Here is a 23,509-nt window from a genome sequence, read left to right as displayed (position 1 = left end):
GCGCGCCGCCACGGGCGCTGCGCGTGCGGCGCCGGGGGGCTGTGCGTATTTGAGACAGAAAGAAGCCGACAGCGCGCTCGGGCGCGTTCGGACCCGGGTGCGTTCGTGCGACGACTGCTGCCGAGTCGCGCTGGGGGCAGGGCGTCACGACCAGACGGGGCGGTCAGCCCTCGCCGACGTTCCGGGCGAAGCTTTCGCCAAAGGCCGCGCGCTGGGCATCGCTCGCCTCGGTCTGGTGCCGCGCCTTCCACTCGGCGTAGGGCATGCCGTAGACGATCTCGCGCGCCTCTTCCTTGCCCATGTCGAGGCCGCGTTCGGCGGCCGCCTCGGCATACCAGCGGCTCAGGCAGTTTCGGCAGAAGCCCGCGAGGTTCATCATGTCGATGTTCTGCACGTCGCTCCGCTCGCGCAGGTGCTGCACGAGGCGGCGGAAGGCCGCGGCCTCGAGCTCGGTGCGGGTCTGGTCGTCCATCTCGGCCTCCATCACGCTCTGACAGGGATCTGGGCGGGACCGCCCATGTCGGCAAGGGCGCCCTCGAGCAGGGGCGCGAGCCGCGCGGCCCAGGCGCGCTGCTGCGCCACGGTTTCGATCAGGTCCTGCCGCAGCTCGATCAGCACGTTGGGCCGGCCGTGGCGCAGGGCGTGACGATCGACCGCGTCGCCCGGCAGGTGGCCGCCATAGGGCTGATTGTCGCCAACCACGATGTCGCCCTCGGCCTCGAGCCGGGCGATGAGCGCCAGCGCGAGGCGCGGGTCGAGATGCGAGTGCAGCACGCCCACGTGCCACGGCCGGGGCGGCCGCCCGCGCAGCTGCGGCACGAAGGAGTGGATCGAGCACAGGACCGTGTCGTCGCGCCGCCCGGCCATCCGCGCCAGCGCGGCGTCGTAGGGGCGGTAGCACAGCGCCATCCGGTGCTCGAGCTCGGCGGCGTCGGCGAAGCGGTTCCCGGGGATGACCGTGCCGTCGTAGATCCGCATGAGCAGCGTCGGATCGTCCTCGCCGCGGTTGGGGTCGATCACGAGGCGCGAGAAGTTCGATGTCAGCACCGGGGCGCCCAGCGTCTCGCCCAGCGCCAGCGCCACGCCTGCCGCACCGGGATCGTAGGCGATGTGACGGCCCATGTCGGCCTGGCCGAGGCCGAGCGCGCCGCCCCGCACCGCCTGCGGCACGGTGTTGGTGGCATGGTCGCAGGTCACGAGCCATGGCGAGGCGCGGTCCTCGCCGGTGATGCGGTAGGGTTGATACGTCATGTCCGGTGTCGGTCCTCGGGGGCATGGCATAAGGCGGGCACGAGGCGAGGGCCAGAGGGGTCGGCGCACGGGGGTGACAGCCCCGCCGGTTTACCGCTAACAGGGTGCCGGAAATCCAGGAGCATGCCATGAGACGCAACCGCAACGTCAAGATCGTCGCCACTCTCGGTCCTGCCTCGTCGGACCACGGCACGATCCGCGCGCTGTTCGATGCGGGGGCGGATGTCTTTCGCCTCAACATGTCCCACGGCAGTCACGACGAGATCGCCGCCCGTCACCGCATCATCCGCGAGGTCGAGCAGGAGACCGGCCGCCCCATCGCCATCCTCGCCGACCTGCAGGGGCCGAAGCTGCGGGTGGGCGTGTTCGCCGGCGACAGCGAGGAGCTGATGGACGGCCAGCGCTTCCGCCTCGATCTCGAGGAGCGCGAGGGCGACGCGAGTCGCGTCGAACTCCCCCACCCGGAGATCTTCGCCGCGCTTTCGCCCGGCGCGACCCTGCTGGTCAACGACGGCAAGATCCGGCTGCGGGTCGACGAGTGTGGCCCCGACTTCGCCGACTGCACCGTGATGGCGGGCGGCACGATCTCGAACCGGAAGGGCGTGAACGTGCCCGACGTGGTTCTGCCCGTCGCCGCGCTCTCGGACAAGGACAAGGCCGACCTCGAATTCGTCTGCGAGCTCGGCGTCGACTGGCTGGGGCTGTCGTTCGTGCAACGGGCGGACGACATGCACGAGGCGCGGACGCGCGCTAAGGGCCGCGCCAAGATCCTCGCCAAGATAGAGAAACCTGCCGCCGTGCAGGCCTATGACGAGATCCTCGTCGCCTCCGACGGCATCATGGTGGCGCGCGGCGATCTCGGCGTCGAGTTGCCGGTGCAGAATGTGCCCCCCATCCAGAAGCAGCTCATCCGGGGCGCCCGCAGCGCCGCCAAGCCGGTGATCGTGGCCACGCAGATGCTCGAATCGATGATCGAGAGCCCGGTGCCGACACGCGCCGAGGTGTCGGACGTGGCCACCGCGATCTACGAGGGCGCCGACGCGGTGATGCTCTCGGCGGAGTCGGCCGCCGGTCAATACCCGGTCGAGGCGGTGACCACGATGAACGACATCGCCATGGAGATCGAGAGCCACCCGACTCACCGCGAGATCATCGAGGCCAACCGCAGGATCGACCGCACCACGCGGGCCGATGCCATCGTGTCGGCCGCGCGCGAGATTGCCGAGAATACCGGCATCGAGGCGATCTGCTGCTTCACCGAGTCGGGAACCTCGGCGGCGCTGATCGCCCGCGAGCGGCCGCGCGTCCCGATCGTGGCGATCACGCCGCACATCGCCACCGCGCGGCGGCTCTGTCTGTACTGGGGCGTCAACAACTTCCTGCTCGAAGACGAGGTGACGCGCTTCAAGATGGCCGTCGTGGGCGCGGCGCGCACGGCCCGCGCGGCGGGCTTCGCCACCGAGAACGATCATATCGTCGTGGTGGCCGGCGTGCCCTTCAACGAGGCGGGCACCACCAACATCCTGCGGATCGCTCCTTGTGACGAACGGTTGATCTTCCGCTCCGACCCCGAATAATGCCGCCGTCGCGTCGGCCGGTGAGGAGGGGCGAGTGGACCCGGATCTGTTTTTCGTCATCGGCCTCCTCGTGGGCCTGCTCGCGATTCCCGCGCTGATCAGCGCCTTTTCCGAGAGCAGGCCGCCCCGCGCGGCCGCCATCATGGTGATGATCTCGATCGTGCTGATCCTGCTCGCCGTCCTGCAGAAGCCGGGCGGCTACGACATGGGCGAGATCCCGGGGGTCGTGGAGCGGGTCGTCTCCGGCTTTCTGAACTGACGCCGCCCCTTGCCCCGCGCGCCGGCCTGCTGTATGCGCCGCCGCTCAAACGCCGCGTGCGCGGGCCACAGTGGCATGCCTGCGGGCGCGCGAAGACCCCGAAGAGGAGCGTCAAATGCCCAAGATGAAGACGAAGTCGAGCGCCAAGAAGCGCTTCAAGGTCTCCGCCAACGGCCGGGTCATTGCGGCCCAGGCCGGCAAGCGGCACGGGATGATCAAGCGGACCAACAAGTTCATCCGCAAGGCCCGCGGCACGCAGGTCCTGTCGAAGCCTGACGAGAAGATCGTCAAGCGCACGATGATGCCCTACGCCCGCTGAGGAGGAGAGACCATGCCGAGAACCAAAGGCGGAACCGTCACCCACGCCCGTCACCGCAAGGTCGTCAAGCAGGCCAAGGGCTATTACGCCCGCCGCTCGACCAACTTCAAGACGGCGAAGCAGGCTGTCGACAAGGCCAACCAGTATGCCACGCGCGACCGCAAGAACCGCAAGCGCCAGTTCCGCGCGCTGTGGATCCAGCGGATCAACGCCGCCGTGCGTGCCCATGACGAAAGCCTGACCTATTCGCGCTTCGTCAACGGGCTGGCCAAGGCCGGGATCGAGGTCGACCGCAAGGTGCTGGCCGATCTCGCCGTGCACGAGCCCGAGGCCTTCGGGGGCATCGTCGACAGGGCGAAGGCCGCGCTGGCCTGAGCCAGGCGCAGATCCGACGCGAGAGGCCGCCCCGTGGGCGGCCTTTTTCGTGCCCCCGCCGCGGTCGCGTCCATGCCGGGAAGGCTGGCGCGTGTCAGACAGCCTCCGCCCTGCGTCGCGCCGCGCCACGCGGCTTGCGGCGCGGCGCCGCGCGGGGTAGGGCGACGCCGCCGGGAGGGCCTGCGGGGTACGGAGCGCGCCATGGATGACCTGCGAGACAAATACATGCGGCTCATTGCCGGGGCAGCCGACGAGGCCGCGCTCGAGGAATTGCGCGTGCAGGCCGTCGGCAAGAAGGGCGAGATCAGCCTGAAGATGCGCGAACTGGGCAAGATGTCGCCCGACGAGCGCAAGGAAGCCGGGCCGCGGCTGAACGCGCTGAAGGACGAGATCAACGGGGCGCTCGCCGCAAGGAAGGCCGCGCTGGGCGACGCTGCGCTCGAGGAGCGGCTGCGCGCGGAGTGGCTCGACGTGACGCTGCCCGCCCGACAGCGGCCCGCCGGCACCATCCACCCGGTCAGCCAGGTGACCGAGGAGGTGACGGCCATCTTCGCCGACATGGGCTTCGCCGTCGCCGAGGGGCCGCAGGTCGAGACCGACTGGCACAATTTCGACGCGCTCAACATTCCCGGCCACCACCCCGCGCGGGCCGAGATGGACACGTTCTACATGGCGCGCGCCGAGGGCGACGATCGGCCGCCGCACGTACTGCGCACCCATACCTCGCCGGTGCAGATCCGCTCGATGCTGGCCCATGGCGCGCCGCTTCGGGTGATCGCGCCGGGCCGGGTCTACCGCGCCGATTACGACCAGACGCACACGCCCATGTTCCACCAGGTCGAGGGGCTGGCGATCGACACCGACATCACGATGGCCAACCTCAAGTGGTGTCTCGAGGAGTTCTGTCGCGCCTTCTTCGAGGTCGACCATGTCGACCTGCGGTTCCGCGCGTCGCACTTTCCCTTCACCGAGCCCTCGGCCGAGGTCGATATCCGCTGCTCGTGGGAGGGCGGCACCCTGAAGCTGGGCGAGGGTGACGACTGGCTCGAGATCCTCGGCTCGGGCATGGTGCACCCCAAGGTGCTCGCGGCGGGCGACATCGACCCGACCGCGTGGCAGGGTTTCGCCTTCGGCATGGGGATCGACCGGATCGCGATGCTCAAATACGGCATCCCGGACCTGCGCGCCTTCTTCGACAGCGATCTGCGCTGGCTGCGGCACTACGGGTTCGGCGCACTCGACATGCCGGCGATCCACGCGGGCCTCAGTCGCTGAGGCCGCGGAAGGGGCGTCGTGCCGTGCGGCGGGGCGCGCGAAACGTCAGAACGACGAGGGCGGCGGTTGATCGGCCTTGATCGGGTGGCGCGAGACGCGGCCGCAATTCCATCCCGACTGGGCGGCAGACGGAACGTAACCCGTCGCGCAGGAGGGTGGGCCGTCGTTTCGCACGAGCGAGGTGCTGCCGCGCATCGGGTCCTGCGCATGGCTGAGCAAGGCGATGAGACCGAGCAGCACGAGGCTGAGCACACGTGCACTGAACAGGTCGAACGGCAGGAAGCTCATGGCGTTTCCTCGCGGCATCCTTCGTTCTGCAGACGGTGCAGCAGGAACGTGGCGATTCTTGGGCATGGTTGATTTGAGGAGAATCCGGGGCAGATTGACGGAATGCTGAAGTGGACGCGCCTTCGCTGGGTCCTGTTGCTGGCGGCCATCGTCGCCGGGCATGTCGCCATGTGGCTGTCGCCGAGGACGACGTCGGACGAGGCGCTGCGGCTCACCCTCATGAACGCCTCGATCTGGGCGGTGGTGCTCCTGCCCGCGATCGGGGTCAGCATGTGGGCACGCGCGCACCGGGGTCGGCGCGATGCGGTAAGCCACTTGAGCGATCGGGCGCCGACGCGGGAGAGGACGGGGGCCGAAGGGGAACGGCCCGAGTAATTTCCGCCCGAGTGCTTTCGGCCCGAGTTCTTTCGGCCCGAGTGGCGCTGCCCGGCGTCGCGCCGGCCGGCATCGCGGTGGAGTCGAACGCGCAGGCGCGCTGCCGGCACGCGCAACTCCCTGGCGGCCGGGCCGGCGGTTGCCTCGCCGTGGCCGGATGGCGGTGAGGCCCCCACGGGCGCGCCGTGTCAGAGAGCGGGGTCGGCGCCCTCTGCCGGGTCGGCACCGGCCATGCCGCCGACACGCGATTCTGCCAGGAGCGACGTCGGCAGGAACAGGGCGGGCTCGGGCGCGAGCGGCCAGAGCCCGCCGGGCGTGGGTGGCAGGGCGGCAGGCCCTGGCGAGGGGCGCGGCTGCGGCGGGCGCGTGGCGCGAGGTGGCAGACCCGGCTCGGTCGCCTTGCCCGAGGCCGAGGCGGAGATGACGCTCTCTGCGCCCCCCTCCACCGGCAGCAGCATCCGCCCTGCGACGGCGAGGGCGACAGCCACGGGCAAGGCGAGGCGGGACGGGCCGAACGGGGCGGGCGACCCGGCGGGGCCGGGCGAGGCGGACGGCGCAGGACGTGGCATGGCGGCACCTTTGTATCAGAGGTGTCGCCACGCCTAGCGCATCAGGGTCAACAGTCCCCTAACGGGCCTCCACCCCGTCGTCGGCCGCGGCGCTCACCCAGGGCAGCAGATCGGCCACGGGCGTGTTCCAGACACGCGCGGGATGATACTTGCAGATCGTCCGGTTGAGCGCCGGATCGTCGAACCAGTTCGGGCACGAAAAGGCGCCACCCGCCCCCGTGCCTGCGCTTCCGGCCGAGCCCGGACCGTTCGACACCAGCCCGAGCGCGATGATCACCAGCAGCGCAACGAGCAGCGGCTTCAGCAGGCCGCCGACAAGATCGCCCAAGGCCCCCATGACATACTCCACTCTCCAATCGGCGCCCCCACCGTCGGATGTGGCGACGGTAAGGTGCCATCGCGGCGATTTTGGGGCGAGCGCCCCCAATTTTCGAAGACAATGAGGCGAAAGCGCAGCGATTGTCGGTGCGCTGCCTGCGCCTCTCGCCGACGCCGCAACGACCGCCGGTCGCGCCCGGGGTTTTCCCCGCCGCGGCTCTCGGCTAAGCCCGCGCGCGGGCCGCCGCAGCGCGGCGGGGCAGTGGCGTGAGGGAGCGCGAGGATGAAGTTCACCCTTGGCTGGCTGAAGGAGCACCTCGAGACGGAGGCGACGCTGGAGGATATCCTCCACGCGCTGACCGATCTCGGTCTCGAGGTGGAGGGCGTCGAGAACCCTGCCGCGCGCCTCGCCGACTTCACCCTCGGCCGCGTGCTGGAAGCCGAGCCGCACCCCGACGCCGACCGCCTGCGCGTCTGCCGCGTGGCGACCGACGAAGGCGAAAGGCAGATCATCTGCGGCGCCCCGAACGCCCGCGAAGGGATCACCGTGGTCGTGGCCAAGCCGGGCGTCTACGTGCCCGGCATCGACACGACCATCGGCGTCGGCAAGATCCGCGGTGTCGAGAGCCACGGCATGATGGCGTCCGAGCGCGAGCTGGAACTGTCGGACGAGCACACCGGCATCATCGAGCTGCCCTCGGGCGAGGTCGGCCAGCGCTTCGTCGACTGGCTGGCCGCGAACGACCCCGCCCGTGTCGACCCGGTGATCGAGATCGCCATCACGCCCAACAGGGCCGACGCGCTCGGCGTCCACGGCATCGCGCGCGACCTTGCGGCGCGCGGCCTGGGGCGGCTGAAGGACGGCGTTGTGGAGCCGGTGGCGGGCGCCTTTCCCTGCCCCATCGGCGTGACCATCGACGGCGACACGTTGGAGCAGGCGCCGGTGTTCTACGGCCGGGTGATCCGCGGCGTGCGCAACGGCCCCTCGCCCGACTGGCTGCAGGCGCGGCTGCGCGCCATCGGGCTGCGCCCCATCTCGGCGCTGGTCGACGTGACCAACTTCTTCACATTCGACCGCAACCGCCCGCTGCACGTCTTCGACGCCGACAAGGTGAGGGGCGATCTTCGCCTGCACCGCGCGCAGGGCGGCGAGCGGCTGACCGGCCTCGACGAGAAGGAGTATGTGTTCGAGCCGGGCATGACGATCATCTCCGACGGCGAGGGCCCCGAGAGCATTGCCGGCGTCATGGGCGGGCTCGCCACGGGCTGCACCGACGAGACGGTGAACGTCTTCGTCGAGGCGGCGTTTTTCGATCCGGTCCGCACCGCGCATACGGGCCGCGCGCTCAAGATCAACTCCGACGCGCGCTACCGCTTCGAGCGCGGCATCGACCCGGCCTGGACGCCCCACGGCCTCGAGGCGGCGACGCGGATGATCCTCGATCTCTGCGGCGGCGAGCCCTCGGAGGTGGTCATGGCCGGCGAGATCCCCGATCATTCCCGCGCCTACCGCTTCGACCCGCAGCGGGTGGAGAAGCTGGTGGGCATGGCGATCCCCGAGGCCGAACAGCGCGCGACGCTCGAGGCGCTGGGCTTCTGCCTCGATGGCGAGGGCGCGCATGTCATGGCCCACGTGCCGCCGTGGCGGCCCGACGTGACGGGCGAAGCAGATCTCATGGAGGAGGTGGCGCGCATCGCCTCGCTGACCAGGCTGCAGGGGGCGCCGATGCGCAGGCCCCGGCCCGGCGTGCCCAAGCCCGTGCTGACGCCCATGCAGCGGCGCGAAGCGGTCGCGCGGCGCACCTGCGCGACGCTGGGGCTGAACGAGTGCGTGACCTACTCGTTCATCGACGCCGCCGCCGCCGCGCTGTTCGACGGTGGCGACGAGGCCACGCGGCTGGAAAACCCGATCAGCTCCGAGATGAGCCACATGCGCCTCTCGCTGCTGCCGGGCCTCCTGCAGGCCGCGGCCCGCAACCAGGCGCGCGGCTTCGGCGATCTGGGCCTGTTCGAGGTGGGCGCGGCCTTCCACGGCGGCGAGCCGGAGGAGCAACACACCCTCGTCACCGGCATCCGCGTGGGCCACACCGCGCCGAAGGACGTGCATGGCATGCGCCGCCCCGTCGACGTGTTCGACGCCAAGGCCGATGCCGAGGCGGTGCTCTCGGCAATCGGCGCGCCGGCGAAGGTGCAGATCCGCCGCGGCGGCGAGGCGTGGTGGCACCCCGGGCGGCACGGCGTGATCGGCCTCGGCCCCAAGACCGTGCTGGGCGTCTTCGGCGAGCTGCACCCGAAGGTGCTCGGCGGGCTCGACGTGAAGGGGCCCGCGGTGGGCTTCGTCGTTCGGCTCGAGGCAGTGCCGTTCCCAAGGTCGAAGGGCACGGGGCGCGGCGCGCTCGACGTGGCCGACCTGCAGGCGGTCGAGCGCGATTTCGCCTTCGTGCTCGACGTCGACGTGCCCGCGGCCGACGTGGTGGCCGCCGCGCGGGGCGCCGACAAGGCGCTGATCGACGAGGTGCGCGTCTTCGACGAGTTCGTCGGCGGCAGCCTCGGCGAGGGGCGCAAGAGCCTGGCCATCACCGTGCGCCTGCAGCCCCGCGACAAGACGCTCACCGACGACGAGATCGAGGCGGTCGGCAAGGCGGTGGTCGACAAGGTGACGGCGGCGACCGGCGGCACGCTGCGGGGCTGACGGACGGGCCGGTCCCGGCGGCGGCCCGTTATCGAGACACGGGGTCGCGGGCGCCCCGCCGTCGGCATTTTCTTGCCGGTCGCCTTTGACGCAGGCGTCGGGGGACCGATACCGGTAGCATGACGCCCGCGTATCCTCGCGGGCGCCCCAACAGAGAGGAAACCGCATGCAACGACGTCACGCGCTGAAGCTCATGGGCGCCACCGGTGCGCTGGCCGCACTCGGGGCCTGCGCCCGCCCGACCGGGCCGGGAACGATCGTCGACATCGCGTCGTCGAACCCCGATTTCTCGACCCTGACCGCCGCGCTGCAGGCCGCGGGCCTCGTGGACACGCTCAACGGCGCCGGCCCCTTCACCGTCTTCGCGCCGACCGATGCGGCCTTCGCCGCGCTGCCCGCGGGCACGGTCGAGAGCCTGCTGCTGCCCGAGAATCTGGCGCAGCTGCAGAACATCCTGACCTACCACGTCGTGCCGGGCGCCATCACCTCCGACCAGATCCTCGGCCGGCGCGTGACGGTCGAGACGGTGCAGGGCGGCACGCTCACCGTGAACGGGCAGGTCGGCAAGGTCGGCAACGTGCGCGTGAACGACGCCAACGTCATCATCCCCGACATCATCGCCTCGAACGGCGTGATCCACGCCATCGACAGCGTGCTGCTGCCGTGATCCGCGGGCGGCCGGGGAGCGCGCGATGCGTGCCCGGCCGCACCGCCCCCGCCCTCCCGCCGCGCGCCCGCCGGGCAGCGCGGCCACCACGGGCCCGGGCATGCCGCGAGGGAGGGGGACGCCCATGCCGAGCAACATCCGCACCATTCTCTGCCCGGTGAACCTGCGCCACGCGGCGCTCGACACGCGGGCCTACGAGATCGCTCTCCACCAGGCGCGGATCCACGCGGCCTTCCTGCACGTGGTGACCGTCGCGCCCGAAATCGAGCGCAACCTCAACATCTACGATTCGAGGAAGTACTGGGGCGAGAAGCTGCAGGAGTTCCTGACCGCCTTCCCGCCGGGTGACGTCGCGCACAAGGCCGAGGTGCTGACCGGCGCGGTGCATCGCGCCATCGTCCGCTACGCCACGGATGTCGAGGCCGACCTGATCGTGATGGAATCGGCCAACCCGCGGGTGCGCGACTATCTGCTCGGCACGACGGCGAGCCATGTCGTGACCCACGCGCTCTGCTCGGTCTACGTGGTGCGCTGAAAGGCGCGCGGGGCCTCTCGCGCGGCCCAACCCCGCGAGGCCGCGTCCGGCATCCCTTGGTCTGGGGCCCGGCCGTGCCGACCGCTCGGACGCAGGCGCGGCGCAACGGGGTCTTCTCGTGCCCAACGCGCATGACGGGTGGCGTCGGGGCGTTCCGCCGAGGGGGCGCCCCTCTCCCGGCATTGGCGTCCGCCTCGCGCTCTGCCGCTCGCGCCGCGGGGCGGGAGGGCGCGCTGCCGCGGCCCGTCACCCCAGGTCGCGCGACGGGATGACGGGGAAGAACGCACCTCCCGACCACAGGCCGAACCAGCTTTCGCCGTCGACCTCGTGGTGGTCACCCGCCTCGACCAATCGGTAGAAGGTCTTTCGGTCGATCAGCGCCTCGAGATCGGCGCGCACGAGCACGTAGGGGCGCGGCTCTCCCGTCTCGGGGGCGCGCTCCACCCTGACAGGGCGGTCGGGGCCGGCGGTCACCGAATCGCCCACGTTGGTCCGAAAGGTGACGGCCTGCGCGCGCCCCTCCCCGGCGATGTCGGCGTCGACGGCCACGAAAGGGGCGTCCTCCACCCGAATCCCCACCTTCTCGACCGGCGTGACGAGAAAATACTTCGCTCCTTCCTTGCGCAGGATCGTCGAGAAAAGCCGCACGAGCCCCGGCCGCCCGATCGGCGTGCCCTCGTGAAACCACGTCCCGTCGGCGCGGATTTCCATGTCCAAGTCCCCGCAATCCTGGGGATTCCACAGGTGGACGGGTGGCAGGCCGCCCCCCCTCGCGGCCGCGGCTGCGGCAGCGGCGATCCCCTCGGCATCGGTCTTCACGGTCATTTGTCGCCTCGCGGGTTTTTGCCATTTTACCCTTCTGGGATACCTTCTGGCCGACAACGTAATCCCGCAGGAGCCGGCGCCCATGTCCACCCCCGACGATCTCGTCGCCGAAATCGAAGCCCTCGGCGCAAAGCTCGCCGAGGCCAAGACGTCGATCAACAAGCGTTTCATCGGTCAGGAGCGGGTCGTCGACCTCGTGCTGTCGGCGCTGCTCTGCGGCGGGCACGGCCTGCTGATCGGCCTGCCCGGGCTGGGCAAGACGCGGCTGGTGGACACGCTCGGCACGGTGATGGGGCTCGAGACCAACCGCATCCAGTTCACGCCCGACCTGATGCCGGCCGACATCCTCGGCTCCGAAGTGCTGGAGGCGGGCGAAGACGGCAAGCGCCAGTTCCGTTTCATCGAGGGGCCGATCTTCTGCCAGCTGCTGATGGCCGACGAGATCAACCGCGCCTCGCCCCGCACCCAGTCGGCGCTGCTGCAGGCGATGCAGGAGAAGGAGGTGACGATCGCCGGCGAGCACCGCCCCCTCGGCATGCCCTTCCATGTGCTCGCCACCCAGAACCCGATCGAACAGGAGGGGACGTATCCGCTGCCCGAGGCCCAGCTCGACCGCTTCCTGGTGCAGATCAACGTGGAGTATCCCGACCGCGATACCGAGCGCGACATCCTGCTCGCCACCACCGGCATCGCCGAGGAAGAGGCGCACGCCGTCTTCACCACGGCCGAGCTGATGGCCGCGCAGACCGTGCTGCGCCGGATGCCCGTGGGCGAGAAGGTGGTCGACCTGATCCTCGACCTCGTGCGCGCCTGCCGCCCCGGCGAGCCCGGCGTGCCCGAGGCGGTGGCCCGCAATGTCAGCTGGGGCCCCGGCCCGCGCGCCGCGCAGGCGCTGATGCTGACGGTGCGGGCCAAGGCGCTGCTCGACGGCCGCCTCGCGCCCGGCCCGCAGGACGTGGTCGACATGGCCGAGCCGGTGCTCCTGCACCGCATGGCGCTGACCTTCGCCGCCCGCGCCCGGGGCGAGAGCCTGGGCGACATCATCCATGACGTCGCCGCCGGGATCACGCGCGTCGAGGCGGCTGCGTGAGCCCGCCCCTCTCCACCGAGAGCGACTTCGACCAGGCCGGCCCGCAGCTGCGCACGCGGGCCGAAGGGCTCGCCTCGGTGCTGCCGCCGCTGCTCGCGGAGGCCGAGCACCTCGCCTCGACGGTGATGTTCGGCGCCCACGGCCGCCGCCGCTCGGGCGTCGGCGACGAGTTCTGGCAGTACCGCCCGATGACCGAAACCGACGAGGTGCGCATGATCGACTGGCGCCGCTCGGCCCGGTCCGACGTCCATTTCGTGCGCGAGAAGGAGTGGCAGAGCGCGCAGTCGGTGGTGATCTGGGTCGACGGCTCGCGCTCGATGGCCTTTTCCGGCGACAAGAACCGGCCGACCAAGTCTGACCGCGCCCGCCTGCTGGCGCTCGCCATGTCGGTGCTGCTGGTCCGCGCGGGCGAGCGGGTGGGGCTGTCGAATCTCGGTCAGCTGCCCCGCTCGGGCCAGGTGCAGCTGGTGCGCATGGCCGAGGCGCTGACCGGCGATCTTGGCGACGACGATTACGGCATGCCGCAGACGCCGGGCCTGCCGCAGCACGCCCGCGCGCTCTTCGTCTCCGACTTCATGGGCGACATGGAGGGCGTCGAGGCGGCGCTCGCCAAGGCCGCCGACCGGGGCGTGCGCGGCGCGCTCCTGCAGGTTCTCGACCCGGTCGAGGAGAGCTTTCCCTTCGACGGGCGCACCATCTTCGAAAGCATGGGCGGCACGATCAGCCACGAGACGCTCAAGGCCGGCGAGCTGCGCGACCGCTACCTGCAGCGCCTCGCCGAGCGCAAGGACCGGCTGGAGCACCTGAGCCGCGTCTCGGGCTGGCTCTACCAGTGCCACCACACGAGCGACAGTGCGCAGGCCGCGCTGCTCTGGCTCTACGCTGCGCTGGAGCGCTCCCGCTGATGTGGACGATCGGTGCCCTCGGCTTCACCGCGCCCCTGCTGCTGCTCGGGCTGCTCGCATTGCCGATCCTGTGGGTTCTGCTGCGCGCGGTGCCGCCGGCGCCGATCCGCCGACGATTTCCCGGCGTCGCGCTGCTGCTCGGGTTGACCGACGACGAGACGCAGACCGACCGCACGCCGTGGTGGCTGCTCCTGCTGCGGATGCTGGCGGCGGCCGCCGTGATCATCGCCTTCGCCGGCCCGGTGCTGAACCCGCAGACAAATCGTGCGGGTTCCGGCCCCGTCCTGATCCTGGTCGACGCCACGTGGGCCGACGCGCGCGACTGGCCGCGCCGGCTGGACCGGATCGAGGGGCTGCTGGCCGATGCCGCCCGCACCGATCGCCCCGTGGCGCTGGTGGCGAGCACCGACCTGCCGCCGGGCGACCTTCCGTTCCAGGCGCCGGGCGCGTGGGAGAGCCGGCTGCCCGGCTTCTCGCCGGAACCATGGATGCCCGAGCCTGACGAGCTGACGGAATGGGCCGACGGCCTCGAAGGCGCCTTCGAGACGTGGTGGCTGTCCGACGGGCTGGCGCGCGAGGCGCGCGCGCCGGTGCTGGCGGCGCTGGAAGACCGCGGGGCCGTCACCGTGTTCGAAAGCCCGCGGCCGCTGCACGGTCTGCGCCCGGCCACCTTCGAGGACGGGCTGGTACAGGTGACGGCCTTGCGGGCGCGGAGCGAGGGCGCCTCGGAGGTGACGATCTCGGCCATGGGCCTCGATCCGGCGGGCATCGAGCGAAGGCTGGCGCAGGCCGACGCGGAGTTTGCCAATGGCGAGCGCGAGGCCCGGGCCGAGCTGTCGCTGCCCCCCGAGCTGCGAAACCGCATCACCCGCTTCGAGGTGGACGGCGGGCGCTCGGCCGGCGCGGTGACGCTGACCGACGACTCGTTGCGCCGCCGCGAGGTGGCGCTGCTGGCCGGGCGCGAGAACCGCGAGGGGCTGGAGCTGCTGTCGCCGCTTCACTACCTCGAACAGGCGCTGGCGCCCACGGCCGACCTGATCGACGGTGCGCTGTCGGACGTGCTTCTCGCCAATCCCGACGCGATCATTCTCGCCGACATCGCCACCGTCTCGCCCGCCGAGCAGGAGGGGCTGCTGGAGTGGGTTGAAAGCGGCGGGCTGCTGGTGCGCTTCGCCGGTCCGCGCATCGCCTCGTCCGACGTCTCGCGGGGCGAGATCGACTCCCTCATGCCGGTGCGGCTGCGGCAGGGCGGCCGCTCCGTCGGCGGCGCGATGAGCTGGGGCGAGCCGAAGACGCTCGCGCCCTTCGAGGAAGGCTCGCCCTTTCACGGCCTCGACGTGCCGCAGGACGTCACGGTGCAGGCGCAGGTCATGGCCCAGCCCGACCCGGAGCTGGCCGAGCGCTCCATCGCCAAGCTGGCCGACGGCACGCCGCTGGTGACCCGGCGCGGCATCGGCCAGGGGCAGGTCATCCTGTTCCATGTCACCGCCAATGCCGAATGGTCGTCGCTGCCGCTCTCTGGCCTCTTCGTGCAGATGCTGGAGCGGCTGGCGATCTCGACCCGGCCGGCGCAGCCCTCGGCAGACGACCTGGAGGGCACGGTGTGGGAGGCGGCTGCCGTGCTCGACGCGTTCGGCCGGGTCCAGGACGCGGGCACGCTGCCCGGCGTCGAGGGCTCTCGCCTCGCCCAGGGGCGCCTCGGCCCCGACATGCCCCCCGGCCTCTACGAAGGCGAAGACAGGAGCATTGCCGTGAACGTGCTAGGCCCCGACGATACCCTCGCCCTCGCCGCCTGGCCCGCGCGCATCCCCGTCGAGGGACTCGATGTCGCCCGCGAGACGCTGTTGAAGGGCTATGTCCTGGCCCTTGCGCTGGCGCTGCTTGCGGCCGACATCCTGGCCTCGCTGTTCCTGTCCGGCCGACTGCGCGGGATGCGGGCAGGCGGCACTGCGGCGGCGCTCGCCGCGGCTCTGCTGCTGCATCCCGCCCCCGCCGACGCGCAGGAAGGGCTGACCGACGAGGAACGCTTCGCGCTGGAGGTGACGAACGAGGTCGTGCTGGCCCACGTCGTCACCGGCGACGCTCAGGTCGACGGGGTTGCGCTCGCCGGCCTGCGCGGCCTGTCCGAGACACTGTTCCGCCGCACCTCGATCGAGCCGGCCGACCCGATCGGCGTCAACCTCGAGACCGACGAGCTGGCCTTCTTCCCGTTCCTCTACTGGCCGATCTCGACCGATCAGCCGATCCCGTCTGACGAGGCGTATGCGAAGCTCAACGAATACCTGCGCACGGGGGGCATGATCCTGTTCGACACGCGCGACGCCGATATCGGCGGTTTCGGCGCAGAGACGCCGGAGGGCCGCAAGCTGCAGCAGCTCGCCCGCCCCCTCGACGTGCCCCCGCTGGAGCCCGTGCCGCAGGACCATGTGCTGACGCGCACCTTCTACCTGTTGCAGGACTTTCCCGGCCGCCACACCAGCCGCGACGTCTGGGTCGAGGCCGCCCCGCCCGACGCCGAACAGGTGGAGGGGATGCCCTTCCGCAACCTCAACGACAACGTGACGCCCGTGGTGATCGGCGGCAACGACTGGGGCACCGCGTGGGCCGTTGACGAGCGGGGGCAGGCGATGTTTCCGGTGGGCCGCGGCTATGCCGGCGAGCGCCAGCGCGAGATCGCCTACCGCTTCGGAGTCAACCTGATTATGCACGTGCTGACCGGCAACTATAAGTCCGACCAGGTGCACGTGCCCGCGCTTCTCGAACGACTGGGGCAATGATGGATCGCGCCGGCGAACTCCTTTTCGACCCGCTGCTGCCGTGGGTCGCCGTGGCGGCGCTGGCCGTTCTGTCGGCGCTGTTCGTGGGCTTCGCGCTCTGGCGCGGTCTGCGCGGCTGGTGGCTGCGCGGCCTCGCGGCGGCGGCCCTGCTGATCGCGATCGCCAACCCCTCCTACCAGCAGGAGGATCGCGCGCCACTGTCCGACATCGTGCTGATGGTGGTCGACGAGTCGGCCTCGCAGCGCATCGCCGGCCGTCCGGAGCAGACCGAGCGCGCCGCGCAGGCCATCCGCGACGCGGTCGCCCGCCTGCCCAACACCGAGCTGCGCGAGGTGACCGTGCGCACGGCCGGGGACAACGCCGGCACGCTCGCCGCCTCGGCGCTGGCCGAGTTGATGGCCGAAGAACCGCGCGCCCGCATCGCCGGGGCGGTCATGGTGTCCGACGGGCAGGTGCACGATGTCGAGCGCATGCCCGACCTGCCCGCGCCGCTTCACGTCCTGCTGACGGGCGAGGACAACGACTGGGACCGCCGGCTCGTTGTCAGGAACGCCCCGGCTTTCGCCATCCTCGACGAAGAGGTGCTGCTGACCGTCCGCGTCGAGGATCAGGGCGCCGTGCCCGACGCGGTCTCCGGGCAGGCGGAGCTCACCATCGCCGTCGACGGGGGCGACCCCATGCCCTTCGCGGTGCCGGTCGGGCAGGACATCGAACTGCCCGTGACGCTGCCCCACGGTGGCATGAACGTGATCCAGTTCCAGGTCGCCGCCTCGGAGGGCGAGTTGACCGACCGCAACAACGAGGCTGTGGTGCAGATCAACGGCGTGCGCGACCGGTTGCGCGTGCTGCTCGTCTCTGGAGAGCCGCACGCCGGCGAGCGCACATGGCGCAACCTGCTGAAGTCGGATTCGTCCGTCGACCTCGTGCATTTCACCATTCTGCGCCCGCCCGAAAAGCAGGACGGCGTGCCGGTGACGGAACTCTCGCTGATCGCTTTCCCCACGCGCGAACTGTTCCTCGAGAAGATCGACGAGTTCGACCTGATCATCTTCGACCGCTACAAGCGGCGGGGCATCCTGCCGATGATCTACCTCGACAACGTGCGTCAGTATGTCGAGCGTGGCGGCGCGGTGCTGGTCGCGGCCGGGCCCGATTTCGCCAGCGCCGACAGCCTCTACCGCTCGCCCCTGTCCGAGATCATTCCCGCCACCCCCAGCGCCCGGGTGCTCGAACGGCCCTTCCTGCCCGAGCTGACCGAGGCGGGGCTGAAGCACCCTGTCACCCAGGGCTTGCCCGAGCTGGGCCCCGCGCCCGACGAGGGCGAGGAGGGGCCGGGCTGGGGCCGCTGGTTCCGCCTGATCGACACCGACCCCAAGTCGGGCCACACGGTGATGGCGGGCGATACGGAGCGGCCGCTTCTCGTGCTCGACCGCGTGGGAGAGGGGCGCGTGGCCCTGATGGCCTCCGACCATGCGTGGCTCTGGTGGCGCGGATACGAGGGCGGCGGCCCGCAGCTGGAGCTGCTGCGCCGCCTCGCGCACTGGATGATGAAGGAGCCCGAGCTCGAGGAAGAGGCGCTGACCGCCACCGCCGAGGGCGGCGAGGTCACGGTGACGCGCCGCACCATGGGCGACCCGCCGGGGCCTGTCGAGGTCGAGGGGCCGGGCGGCGAGACCTTCGCCCTCGACCTGACGGAGGAACGGCCGGGCCGCTTCATCGGCACTTTCGAGACGGAGGAGACGGGGCTTTTCCGCCTCGCCGAGGGCGAGATGACGGCCATCGTCGGCGTCGGCCCCTCGGCGCCGAGGGAATACGAGCAGACCATCGCCAGCGGCGACGCGCTCGACGAGGCCGTGGCGGCGCGGCGCGGCGGAATCCAGCGCATCGAGGAGGGGCTGCCCTCGATCCGCGAGGTGCGCGAGGGTCGCATCGCGGCGGGCCGCGGCTGGATCGGGATCACCCCGCGCGAGGCCTACCTGACTGCCGACGTTACCGTGACGCCGCTCGTCGCGCCGCTGCTGTTCCTGCTTGCGGCGATGGCGCTGACGCTGGGCGCATGGCTCCGCGAGGGGCGCCGCTGAGCGGGGACGCCCCGACAAGCAGGCGGAACGGGAGAGGTGGCCCGCCCCGGCAGCGGGGCGGGCATGTCATGCGCCTCAGGCAGCCGCACGCGCGCCGCGCCGGCGCGACCGACGGCGCGGCCGGCCCTTGCTCTGCGGCCGGTTGCCCTGCGGCCGCTTCGCGGGCTGCTGCAGGGCGGGCCAGGGCGTGCCGCCCGCGACGTCGAGCGACGCGCCCAGCGCCTTCTCGATGGCGCGCAGCTCGCCTGTCTCCTCCTCGGCGCAGAAGGCCACGGCGCAGCCATCTCGCCCGGCCCGCGCCGTGCGGCCGATGCGGTGCACGTAGTTCTCGGGCACGTTCGGCAGGTCGTAGTTGTAGACGTGTCCAACGGCCGGAATGTCGAGGCCCCGCGCGGCCACGTCGGTCGCCACCAGCACCCGCACCTCGCCCGCGCGGAACGCGGCGAGCGCCCGGTCGCGCTGCCCCTGGCTCTTGTTGCCGTGGATCGAGGCGGCGGCGAAACCGGCCCGGTCGAGCTGCTTCATCAGCCGCTCGGCGCCGTGCTTGGTGCGGGAAAAGACCAGGGCGCGGTCGTCGCGGTGGCCGTCGAGCAGGTCGATCAGCAGCGCCTGCTTGCCGTCCTTCGCCACGAAATGCACCGACTGCGCGACCTTTTCCGCGGCCTTGCCCGGCGGCGACACCTCGACCCGCACGGGATCGGACAGGTATTCGCGGGCGAGTTCGGCCATCTGCGGCGGCATGGTTGCCGAGAACATCATGGTCTGCCGTTCGGCGCTGAGCCGCGGCGCGATCCGCCGCAGCGCGTGGATGAAACCGATGTCGAGCATCTGGTCGGCCTCGTCGAGCACGAGGAACCGCGTCTGCCGCAGGTCGATCGCGCCGCGATCCATCAGGTCGATCAGCCGGCCGGGCGTGGCCACGAGAATGTCGGTGCCGCGCGCGAGCCGCCCCGCCTGCGCATTGAGCGACCGGCCGCCCACGACGAGGGTGATCGACAGCCGCTCGCTCACGCCTTCGAGCGTGGCGACGATCTGGGCGGCCAGCTCGCGGGTCGGCGCCAGCACGAGGCCGCGCGCGCTCTTGGGCGCGGGGCGGCCCCGCTCGGCCGCGAGCGCCACGACCAGAGGCAGGCCGAAGGCGGCGGTCTTGCCGGTGCCGGTCTGCGCGATGCCCAGGACGTCGCGGCCCGCGAACGCGTGGGGGATCGCCTTGGTCTGGATGGGGGTGGGCGCCGTCAGGCCGAGGCCCTCGAGGCGGGAGACGAGACGGGCATCGAGCCCGAGATCGGTAAAGGTCATGCAAAGTCCTTGTCCGGACATGCGTCCGGTGGGCCGGGCCCGTGCTGGGTCCGTCGGCCGGGATGCGCCCGGGGCGACCGCCCGCCGCGCCGGATTGCGCCACGAGCCGCCCGCGGCGGCGTCCCCCTGCGTGATGTGGGAAACGGTCGGTCGCGGCCGGGGTCCGGGGCGATGCCCGACTGCTCACGCGGCAGAACGGCGACCTGCCGTCGATATGGAGCGCCCCGGCGGCGCCGTCAATACACCTCGCGCCTCCCCCGGTGGCGCGCGCATCGAGGATGTCGCACGGATCGGCGCTTCGCCCCGCCGCGCTGTCGGCCACCGCTGCGAGGCCGCGTCTCCGCATCTCCGTCCGGCGGGGCCGTTCGCCATGGGGTGGCATTGGCCGGGCGCGGTGCCCCGGTGGGCAGAGAGCGGCGCGGGTGCCGCTGTGCCGGGGCGTGGCCCGCGACGGCCTAGGGTCGGCCCGGGCCGGGCGCCCCGCGGGCGAGGTCGGCGAGGATCGGGCAGTCGGGGCGATCGTCGCCGGCGCAGGTCTCGACGAGATGGGCGAGCGTCTGGCGCATCGAGGTGAGGTCGGCGATCTTGGCGTCGATCTGCGCGAGGTGGGCGCGGGCGATCTCCTTCACCTCGGCGCTCGCCCGGCCCTTGTCGCGGTAGAGCGCGAGCAGGGCGCGGCATTCCTCGATCGAGAAGCCGAGCGCGCGGGCGCGGGCGGTGAAGGCGAGCTCGTGCAGCTGCGACGGCCCGAAAACCCGATAGCCGTTCTCGGCGCGGGCCGGGCGGACGAGCTCGATCTCCTCGTAGTAGCGGATGGTCTTTGCGGGCAGGCCGGTCGCCCGGGCGGCCTCGCTGATGCTGACTTGTTCGGTCATGGCCGTCCCCGGGCACACGGTTGCGCGTCGCACGGCTGAACTGGGGATCGGGAAGCGGTCAGGTCAAGGGCGGCGCGGCAACATGTGCCGCTCTCGCGACGGTCCGGCTTGTTCCGCTGGTGCCCCCGGCCTACATCGCGGCCATGCTCAGGTTGCTGCCCTTCATGCCCTCTGCGCCGCTGGTCAACGTCGTCCGCATGTCGGGCATGATTGCGGCAGGCCCGCGCGGCCTCAACGACCAGACGCTCGCGCCGCTGCTCGAGCGCGCCTTCCGGCGCGGGGCGCCCAAGGCGGTGGCGCTGGTCATCAATTCGCCCGGCGGCTCTCCGACGCAGAGCTCGCTCATCGGCGCCCGCATCCGCCGGCTGGCCGAGGAAAAGGAGGTGCCGACCGTCGCCTTCGTGGAGGACGTCGCCGCCTCCGGCGGCTACTGGCTCGCCTGTGCGGCCGACGAGATCTTCGTCGACCAGAACTCGGTCACCGGTTCGATCGGCGTGATTTCGGCGGGCTTCGGCTTTCCCGAGGCGCTCGGCAAGATCGGGGTGGAGCGGCGCGTCTACACCGCCGGCAACTCCAAGAGTTTCCTCGATCCGTTCCAGCCCGAGAAGGACGAGGATGTGTCGCGCCTGCGCGCGATTCAGGATCATGTGCACGGCAACTTCATCGGGCACGTGAAGGCGCGGCGTGGCGCAAAGCTGCCCGAGGGGCGCGACCTGTTCACCGGCGAGGTCTGGGTGGGCGCGCAGGCCCTCGAGGTGGGGCTGGCCGATGCCGTGGGCCACCTCGTGCCCGAAATGAAGAAGCGTTACGGCGACAAGGTGCGCTTCAACGTCTACGGGCCGAAGCGCGGGTTTCTGAAGCGGCTCGGGATGGACGCGCTGACCGCGCTGCCCGACGCCATCGAGGAGCGCGCCCTCTGGGCGCGTTACGGCCTGTAATTGCTGGTCAAGATCGTCACTTTCTTCCTGATCGGGATCGCCGTTCTGGCGCTTTTGGGCCGGTTGCGCTGGCCCGGTGCCGCGCGGCGGATCGGCAAGGACGACGTGCCGAAGCCCCCCAAGCCCAAGAAGTGCCGCCATTGCGGCGCCTACAAGGTGGGCTCCGGCCCATGCCCCTGCGGAAAGGGCTGACGCCGCATGCTGACCGACATCCTGCTGGCCAGCCTCGGCCTCGTGATCCTGCTGCTCGCAGGCGACGCGCTGGTCAGGGGGGCGGTCAATCTCGCGCTGCGGATCGGGGTGCCGGCGCTGCTCGTGTCGCTGACCATCGTCGCCTTCGGCACCTCGGCGCCGGAGCTGCTGATCTCTGTCGCCGCCATTCTCGACGGGGCGCCCGGCATCGCGTTGGGCAACGTGGTGGGCTCGAACACCGCCAACATCCTGCTGGTGCTTGGCATCCCCGCGTTGATGACGGGCCTCGCCACCGAGGGGCACGACACCCGCAAGACCTATTCGATGATGATCGCGGCCTCGGTGCTGTTCATCGCGCTGGCCTTCGCGGGGCCGTTCACGTGGTGGCACGGGCTGATCCTGCTGGCCGGCCTGTCGGTGGTGCTGGGCGACGCCTTCCGCAGCGCGCGCAACCACCGGCGCGACAACAGGGAAGCGGCCGAGGCCGCCGTCGAAGCTGAGGAGATCGACCTCGAGGGCGCCGACGACGAGATGCCGGGCTGGAAAGTGGCGCTGTTTCTCGTGCTGGGGCTCGTGGGCCTGCCGCTTGGTGCCGACATTCTCGTCGACAGCTCGGTGCGCATCGCCGAGACGCTGGGCGTGCCCGACACGGTGATCGGCCTGACGCTGATCGCCATTGGCACCTCGCTGCCGGAGCTGGCCACCACCGTGATGGCCGCGATCCGGCGGCAGGCCGACGTGGCGCTGGGCAACGTGATCGGGTCGAACATGTTCAACCTGCTCGCGATCATCGGCGTCTCGTCCTTCGTGGGCGAGATCCCGGTCGACCCGGTGCTGCTGCGGTTCGACCTGTGGGTGATGCTGGGCGCGTCGCTCCTGCTCGCGCCCTTCGTCTTCCTGCACTGGCGGATGGGGCGAGCCTGGGGCGTGGCGCTCTCCGCCCTGTATGTGGGATACCTGTATCTCGTGGTCGCCTGAGGGGGAGGTAAGCGATGACCGAGAAACGCGCGCTGGTCACCGGCGGAGGCAAGCGGCTGGGAGCGGCGATGGCGCTCTACCTGGCCGACCGGGGGCACGACGTGGCGGTGCACTACAATTCTTCGGCCGACGGCGCCGAGGCGGTGGTTGAGGACATCCGCCGCAAGGGCCGCCGGGCCGAGGCGGTGCAGGCCGACCTGCTCGACCTCGACCAGACCGAGGGGCTGGTGGGCGGCGCGGCCGAGGCGCTGGGCGGGCCGCTCAACGTTCTGGTCAACTCGGCCTCGATCTTCGAGCATGACCGCCTGGGCGGCGTCACGGCAGAGAGCTGGGCCCGCCACCTCGACAGCAACCTGCGCGCGCCGGTGTTTCTCACGCAGGCCTTCGCGGCCCAGGCGCCTCGGGCGCCGCGTGATCACGAGGGCGATCCGCTTCCGCAGGCGCTGGTGGTCAACCTCCTCGACAACCGGGTGGAGCGGCTGACGCCCGAATACTGTTCCTACACGCTGGCCAAGATGGGCCTCTACGCCTTCACCACGACGGCGGCGCAGGCGCTGGCGCCCGACATCTGCGTCAATGCCATCGGCCCCGGCTGGACGCTGCCGGACGCCGGCCAGTCGGACGAGGAGTTCCTGCGCATCCGTGCCGCCGTGACGCCGGGGCGTGGCCCGCGCCCCGAGGACATCTGCGCGGCGCTTGGCTACTTCCTCGATTCGCCGGCAGCGACGGGGCAGACGCTGCTGGTCGACGGCGGGCAGCAGATCGACTGGCGGGCCCGCAAGGCCGGTGCGTGACCGCCTGTCAGGCTGGGCTGACATGTCACTTATGCACGCTGCGACAAGCTGTCACGAAAGCGTCAACAAATCTTTAAGCATCTCAAAGGTTTGGCAGAGTGCAAAGAAAATATATCACGAGATCAATTGCTTAAGAAGTCGCCCAATTCTTGTGCAATTCAATCAATCGGACGGGATTCAACGGAAAATCCGGCTCGTCGCGGATTTCTCCGCAGACTTGTCCACAGGAATCGTGGAGAGCTTTTCCCTTGCCCC

Annotated in this window: 25 protein-coding genes; 17 read left to right on the top strand and 8 right to left on the bottom strand. The window is 71.0% G+C overall.

The genetic code is table 11. The features are described from left to right. Window positions 1-163 precede the first annotated feature (163 nt). Complete coding sequence (locus tag DLJ49_RS12170; RefSeq protein WP_115393856.1) at window positions 164-472, bottom strand: DUF1244 domain-containing protein; 309 nt, start codon at window positions 470-472, stop codon at window positions 164-166. 11 nt (window positions 473-483) lie between these two features. Continuing rightward, entirely contained in the window at window positions 484-1,251 is a 768-nt protein-coding gene (locus tag DLJ49_RS12165; RefSeq protein ID WP_115393823.1) for an N-formylglutamate amidohydrolase, read from the bottom strand. Window positions 1,252-1,379: 128 nt separating this feature from the next. Here DLJ49_RS12165 and pyk point away from each other — a divergent pair, with 128 nt between their 5' ends. The 5 genes from pyk to pheS all read left to right on the top strand — a co-directional run bounded on the left by pyk (window position 1,380) and on the right by pheS (window position 5,056). Then, window positions 1,380-2,828, top strand: coding sequence for a pyruvate kinase (gene pyk / locus DLJ49_RS12160; RefSeq protein ID WP_115393822.1), 1,449 nt, complete (start codon window positions 1,380-1,382; stop codon window positions 2,826-2,828). A gap of 34 nt (window positions 2,829-2,862) precedes the next feature. Further along, window positions 2,863-3,087: a hypothetical protein gene (locus tag DLJ49_RS12155; RefSeq protein WP_115393821.1), complete on the top strand. Its 225-nt coding sequence runs from the start codon at window positions 2,863-2,865 to the stop codon at window positions 3,085-3,087. Between the two features lie 115 nt (window positions 3,088-3,202). Next, complete coding sequence (rpmI, locus tag DLJ49_RS12150) at window positions 3,203-3,406, top strand: 50S ribosomal protein L35 (RefSeq protein WP_115393820.1); 204 nt, start codon at window positions 3,203-3,205, stop codon at window positions 3,404-3,406. Between the two features lie 12 nt (window positions 3,407-3,418). Next, entirely contained in the window at window positions 3,419-3,781 is a 363-nt protein-coding gene (rplT, locus tag DLJ49_RS12145) for a 50S ribosomal protein L20 (protein WP_115393819.1), read from the top strand. 201 nt (window positions 3,782-3,982) lie between these two features. Further along, window positions 3,983-5,056, top strand: coding sequence for a phenylalanine--tRNA ligase subunit alpha (gene pheS, locus DLJ49_RS12140; RefSeq protein ID WP_115393818.1), 1,074 nt, complete (start codon window positions 3,983-3,985; stop codon window positions 5,054-5,056). 45 nt (window positions 5,057-5,101) lie between these two features. On the opposite strand, the gene DLJ49_RS12135 is transcribed toward pheS, so the two are convergent. Then, on the bottom strand, window positions 5,102-5,344 hold the full coding sequence (locus DLJ49_RS12135) for a hypothetical protein (protein ID WP_115393817.1): 243 nt from the start codon (window positions 5,342-5,344) through the stop codon (window positions 5,102-5,104). Between the two features lie 102 nt (window positions 5,345-5,446). On the opposite strand from DLJ49_RS12135, the gene DLJ49_RS12130 reads away from it, so the two are divergent. Then, entirely contained in the window at window positions 5,447-5,719 is a 273-nt protein-coding gene (locus DLJ49_RS12130; RefSeq protein WP_199533363.1) for a hypothetical protein, read from the top strand. 188 nt (window positions 5,720-5,907) lie between these two features. Here the strand turns inward: DLJ49_RS12130 and DLJ49_RS12125 are convergent, their stop codons facing one another. Further along, a complete protein-coding gene (locus DLJ49_RS12125) occupies window positions 5,908-6,288 on the bottom strand; it encodes a hypothetical protein (RefSeq protein ID WP_233488986.1) in 381 nt (126 codons plus the stop codon). Between the two features lie 58 nt (window positions 6,289-6,346). Further along, window positions 6,347-6,625 (bottom strand): hypothetical protein, encoded by a 279-nt coding sequence (locus tag DLJ49_RS12120; protein ID WP_115393815.1) that lies wholly within the window; start codon window positions 6,623-6,625, stop codon window positions 6,347-6,349. A gap of 264 nt (window positions 6,626-6,889) precedes the next feature. Between DLJ49_RS12120 and pheT the strand changes: the two genes are divergently transcribed. The 3 genes from pheT (at window position 6,890) to DLJ49_RS12105 (ending at window position 10,500) form a co-directional block, all read left to right on the top strand. Further along, entirely contained in the window at window positions 6,890-9,298 is a 2,409-nt protein-coding gene (pheT, locus tag DLJ49_RS12115) for a phenylalanine--tRNA ligase subunit beta (protein ID WP_115393814.1), read from the top strand. 166 nt (window positions 9,299-9,464) lie between these two features. After that, window positions 9,465-9,965, top strand: a complete 501-nt coding sequence (locus tag DLJ49_RS12110) for a fasciclin domain-containing protein (protein WP_115393813.1) — start codon at window positions 9,465-9,467, stop codon at window positions 9,963-9,965. A 124-nt stretch (window positions 9,966-10,089) separates the two neighbouring features. After that, complete coding sequence (locus DLJ49_RS12105) at window positions 10,090-10,500, top strand: universal stress protein (protein ID WP_115393812.1); 411 nt, start codon at window positions 10,090-10,092, stop codon at window positions 10,498-10,500. A gap of 246 nt (window positions 10,501-10,746) precedes the next feature. Here DLJ49_RS12105 and DLJ49_RS12100 read toward each other — a convergent pair whose 3' ends face one another. Further along, window positions 10,747-11,325: a DUF1285 domain-containing protein gene (locus tag DLJ49_RS12100; protein WP_115393811.1), complete on the bottom strand. Its 579-nt coding sequence runs from the start codon at window positions 11,323-11,325 to the stop codon at window positions 10,747-10,749. Between the two features lie 82 nt (window positions 11,326-11,407). On the opposite strand from DLJ49_RS12100, the gene DLJ49_RS12095 reads away from it, so the two are divergent. From DLJ49_RS12095 to DLJ49_RS12080, 4 genes are read left to right on the top strand one after another with little or no spacing between them, the layout of a single operon-like run. After that, complete coding sequence (locus DLJ49_RS12095) at window positions 11,408-12,415, top strand: AAA family ATPase (protein ID WP_115393810.1); 1,008 nt, start codon at window positions 11,408-11,410, stop codon at window positions 12,413-12,415. Beyond that, window positions 12,412-13,320 (top strand): DUF58 domain-containing protein, encoded by a 909-nt coding sequence (locus DLJ49_RS12090; protein WP_233488984.1) that lies wholly within the window; start codon window positions 12,412-12,414, stop codon window positions 13,318-13,320. Before DLJ49_RS12095 ends, DLJ49_RS12090 begins: the two co-directional genes overlap by 4 nt. Beyond that, window positions 13,320-16,097: a DUF4159 domain-containing protein gene (locus tag DLJ49_RS12085; RefSeq protein ID WP_115393809.1), complete on the top strand. Its 2,778-nt coding sequence runs from the start codon at window positions 13,320-13,322 to the stop codon at window positions 16,095-16,097. The genes DLJ49_RS12090 and DLJ49_RS12085 overlap by 1 nt, the downstream gene beginning before the upstream one ends. Further along, a complete protein-coding gene (locus tag DLJ49_RS12080; RefSeq protein WP_115393808.1) occupies window positions 16,097-18,178 on the top strand; it encodes a hypothetical protein in 2,082 nt (693 codons plus the stop codon). Before DLJ49_RS12085 ends, DLJ49_RS12080 begins: the two co-directional genes overlap by 1 nt. Window positions 18,179-18,253: 75 nt before the next feature. On the opposite strand, the gene DLJ49_RS12075 is transcribed toward DLJ49_RS12080, so the two are convergent. Beyond that, window positions 18,254-19,477: a DEAD/DEAH box helicase gene (locus DLJ49_RS12075; protein ID WP_115393807.1), complete on the bottom strand. Its 1,224-nt coding sequence runs from the start codon at window positions 19,475-19,477 to the stop codon at window positions 18,254-18,256. Window positions 19,478-19,932: 455 nt separating this feature from the next. After that, the gene (gene cueR / locus DLJ49_RS12070; protein ID WP_115393806.1) at window positions 19,933-20,352 is read right to left on the bottom strand and encodes a Cu(I)-responsive transcriptional regulator; all 420 of its coding nucleotides are present in this window, start codon (window positions 20,350-20,352) and stop codon (window positions 19,933-19,935) included. A 143-nt stretch (window positions 20,353-20,495) separates the two neighbouring features. Between cueR and DLJ49_RS12065 the strand changes: the two genes are divergently transcribed. The 4 genes from DLJ49_RS12065 to DLJ49_RS12050 are packed head-to-tail and all read left to right on the top strand — an operon-like array spanning window position 20,496 to window position 23,254. Beyond that, window positions 20,496-21,290: a S49 family peptidase gene (locus DLJ49_RS12065; RefSeq protein WP_115393854.1), complete on the top strand. Its 795-nt coding sequence runs from the start codon at window positions 20,496-20,498 to the stop codon at window positions 21,288-21,290. Beyond that, window positions 21,291-21,482 carry a hypothetical protein gene (locus DLJ49_RS12060; RefSeq protein ID WP_115393805.1) on the top strand — a complete coding sequence of 64 codons (192 nt, stop codon included), beginning with the start codon at window positions 21,291-21,293 and terminating at the stop codon, window positions 21,480-21,482. Between the two features lie 6 nt (window positions 21,483-21,488). Continuing rightward, window positions 21,489-22,460, top strand: coding sequence for a calcium/sodium antiporter (locus tag DLJ49_RS12055; RefSeq protein ID WP_115393804.1), 972 nt, complete (start codon window positions 21,489-21,491; stop codon window positions 22,458-22,460). 14 nt (window positions 22,461-22,474) lie between these two features. Further along, window positions 22,475-23,254: an SDR family oxidoreductase gene (locus tag DLJ49_RS12050; protein ID WP_115393803.1), complete on the top strand. Its 780-nt coding sequence runs from the start codon at window positions 22,475-22,477 to the stop codon at window positions 23,252-23,254. Window positions 23,255-23,509 lie beyond the last annotated feature (255 nt).

This window comes from Rhodovulum sp. 12E13, assembly GCF_003340565.1.
In the GTDB taxonomy this organism is placed as follows: Bacteria; Pseudomonadota; Alphaproteobacteria; order Rhodobacterales; family Rhodobacteraceae; genus HLUCCA09.
This window is presented reverse-complemented; position numbering and strand designations above follow the sequence as displayed.

Coding starts and splice junctions, on each gene's coding strand:
- DLJ49_RS12170 (WP_115393856.1), bottom strand. CDS start 472: ATGGACGACCAGACCCGCACCGAGCTCGAGGCCGCGGCCTTCCGCCGC.
- DLJ49_RS12165 (WP_115393823.1), bottom strand. CDS start 1,251: ATGACGTATCAACCCTACCGCATCACCGGCGAGGACCGCGCCTCGCCA.
- pyk (WP_115393822.1), top strand. CDS start 1,380: ATGAGACGCAACCGCAACGTCAAGATCGTCGCCACTCTCGGTCCTGCC.
- rpmI (WP_115393820.1), top strand. CDS start 3,203: ATGCCCAAGATGAAGACGAAGTCGAGCGCCAAGAAGCGCTTCAAGGTC.
- rplT (WP_115393819.1), top strand. CDS start 3,419: ATGCCGAGAACCAAAGGCGGAACCGTCACCCACGCCCGTCACCGCAAG.
- pheS (WP_115393818.1), top strand. CDS start 3,983: ATGGATGACCTGCGAGACAAATACATGCGGCTCATTGCCGGGGCAGCC.
- DLJ49_RS12135 (WP_115393817.1), bottom strand. CDS start 5,344: ATGAGCTTCCTGCCGTTCGACCTGTTCAGTGCACGTGTGCTCAGCCTC.
- DLJ49_RS12130 (WP_199533363.1), top strand. CDS start 5,447: ATGCTGAAGTGGACGCGCCTTCGCTGGGTCCTGTTGCTGGCGGCCATC.
- DLJ49_RS12125 (WP_233488986.1), bottom strand. CDS start 6,288: ATGCCACGTCCTGCGCCGTCCGCCTCGCCCGGCCCCGCCGGGTCGCCC.
- DLJ49_RS12120 (WP_115393815.1), bottom strand. CDS start 6,625: ATGGGGGCCTTGGGCGATCTTGTCGGCGGCCTGCTGAAGCCGCTGCTC.
- pheT (WP_115393814.1), top strand. CDS start 6,890: ATGAAGTTCACCCTTGGCTGGCTGAAGGAGCACCTCGAGACGGAGGCG.
- DLJ49_RS12110 (WP_115393813.1), top strand. CDS start 9,465: ATGCAACGACGTCACGCGCTGAAGCTCATGGGCGCCACCGGTGCGCTG.
- DLJ49_RS12105 (WP_115393812.1), top strand. CDS start 10,090: ATGCCGAGCAACATCCGCACCATTCTCTGCCCGGTGAACCTGCGCCAC.
- DLJ49_RS12100 (WP_115393811.1), bottom strand. CDS start 11,325: ATGACCGTGAAGACCGATGCCGAGGGGATCGCCGCTGCCGCAGCCGCG.
- DLJ49_RS12095 (WP_115393810.1), top strand. CDS start 11,408: ATGTCCACCCCCGACGATCTCGTCGCCGAAATCGAAGCCCTCGGCGCA.
- DLJ49_RS12085 (WP_115393809.1), top strand. CDS start 13,320: ATGTGGACGATCGGTGCCCTCGGCTTCACCGCGCCCCTGCTGCTGCTC.
- DLJ49_RS12080 (WP_115393808.1), top strand. CDS start 16,097: ATGGATCGCGCCGGCGAACTCCTTTTCGACCCGCTGCTGCCGTGGGTC.
- DLJ49_RS12075 (WP_115393807.1), bottom strand. CDS start 19,477: ATGACCTTTACCGATCTCGGGCTCGATGCCCGTCTCGTCTCCCGCCTC.
- cueR (WP_115393806.1), bottom strand. CDS start 20,352: ATGACCGAACAAGTCAGCATCAGCGAGGCCGCCCGGGCGACCGGCCTG.
- DLJ49_RS12065 (WP_115393854.1), top strand. CDS start 20,496: ATGCTCAGGTTGCTGCCCTTCATGCCCTCTGCGCCGCTGGTCAACGTC.
- DLJ49_RS12055 (WP_115393804.1), top strand. CDS start 21,489: ATGCTGACCGACATCCTGCTGGCCAGCCTCGGCCTCGTGATCCTGCTG.
- DLJ49_RS12050 (WP_115393803.1), top strand. CDS start 22,475: ATGACCGAGAAACGCGCGCTGGTCACCGGCGGAGGCAAGCGGCTGGGA.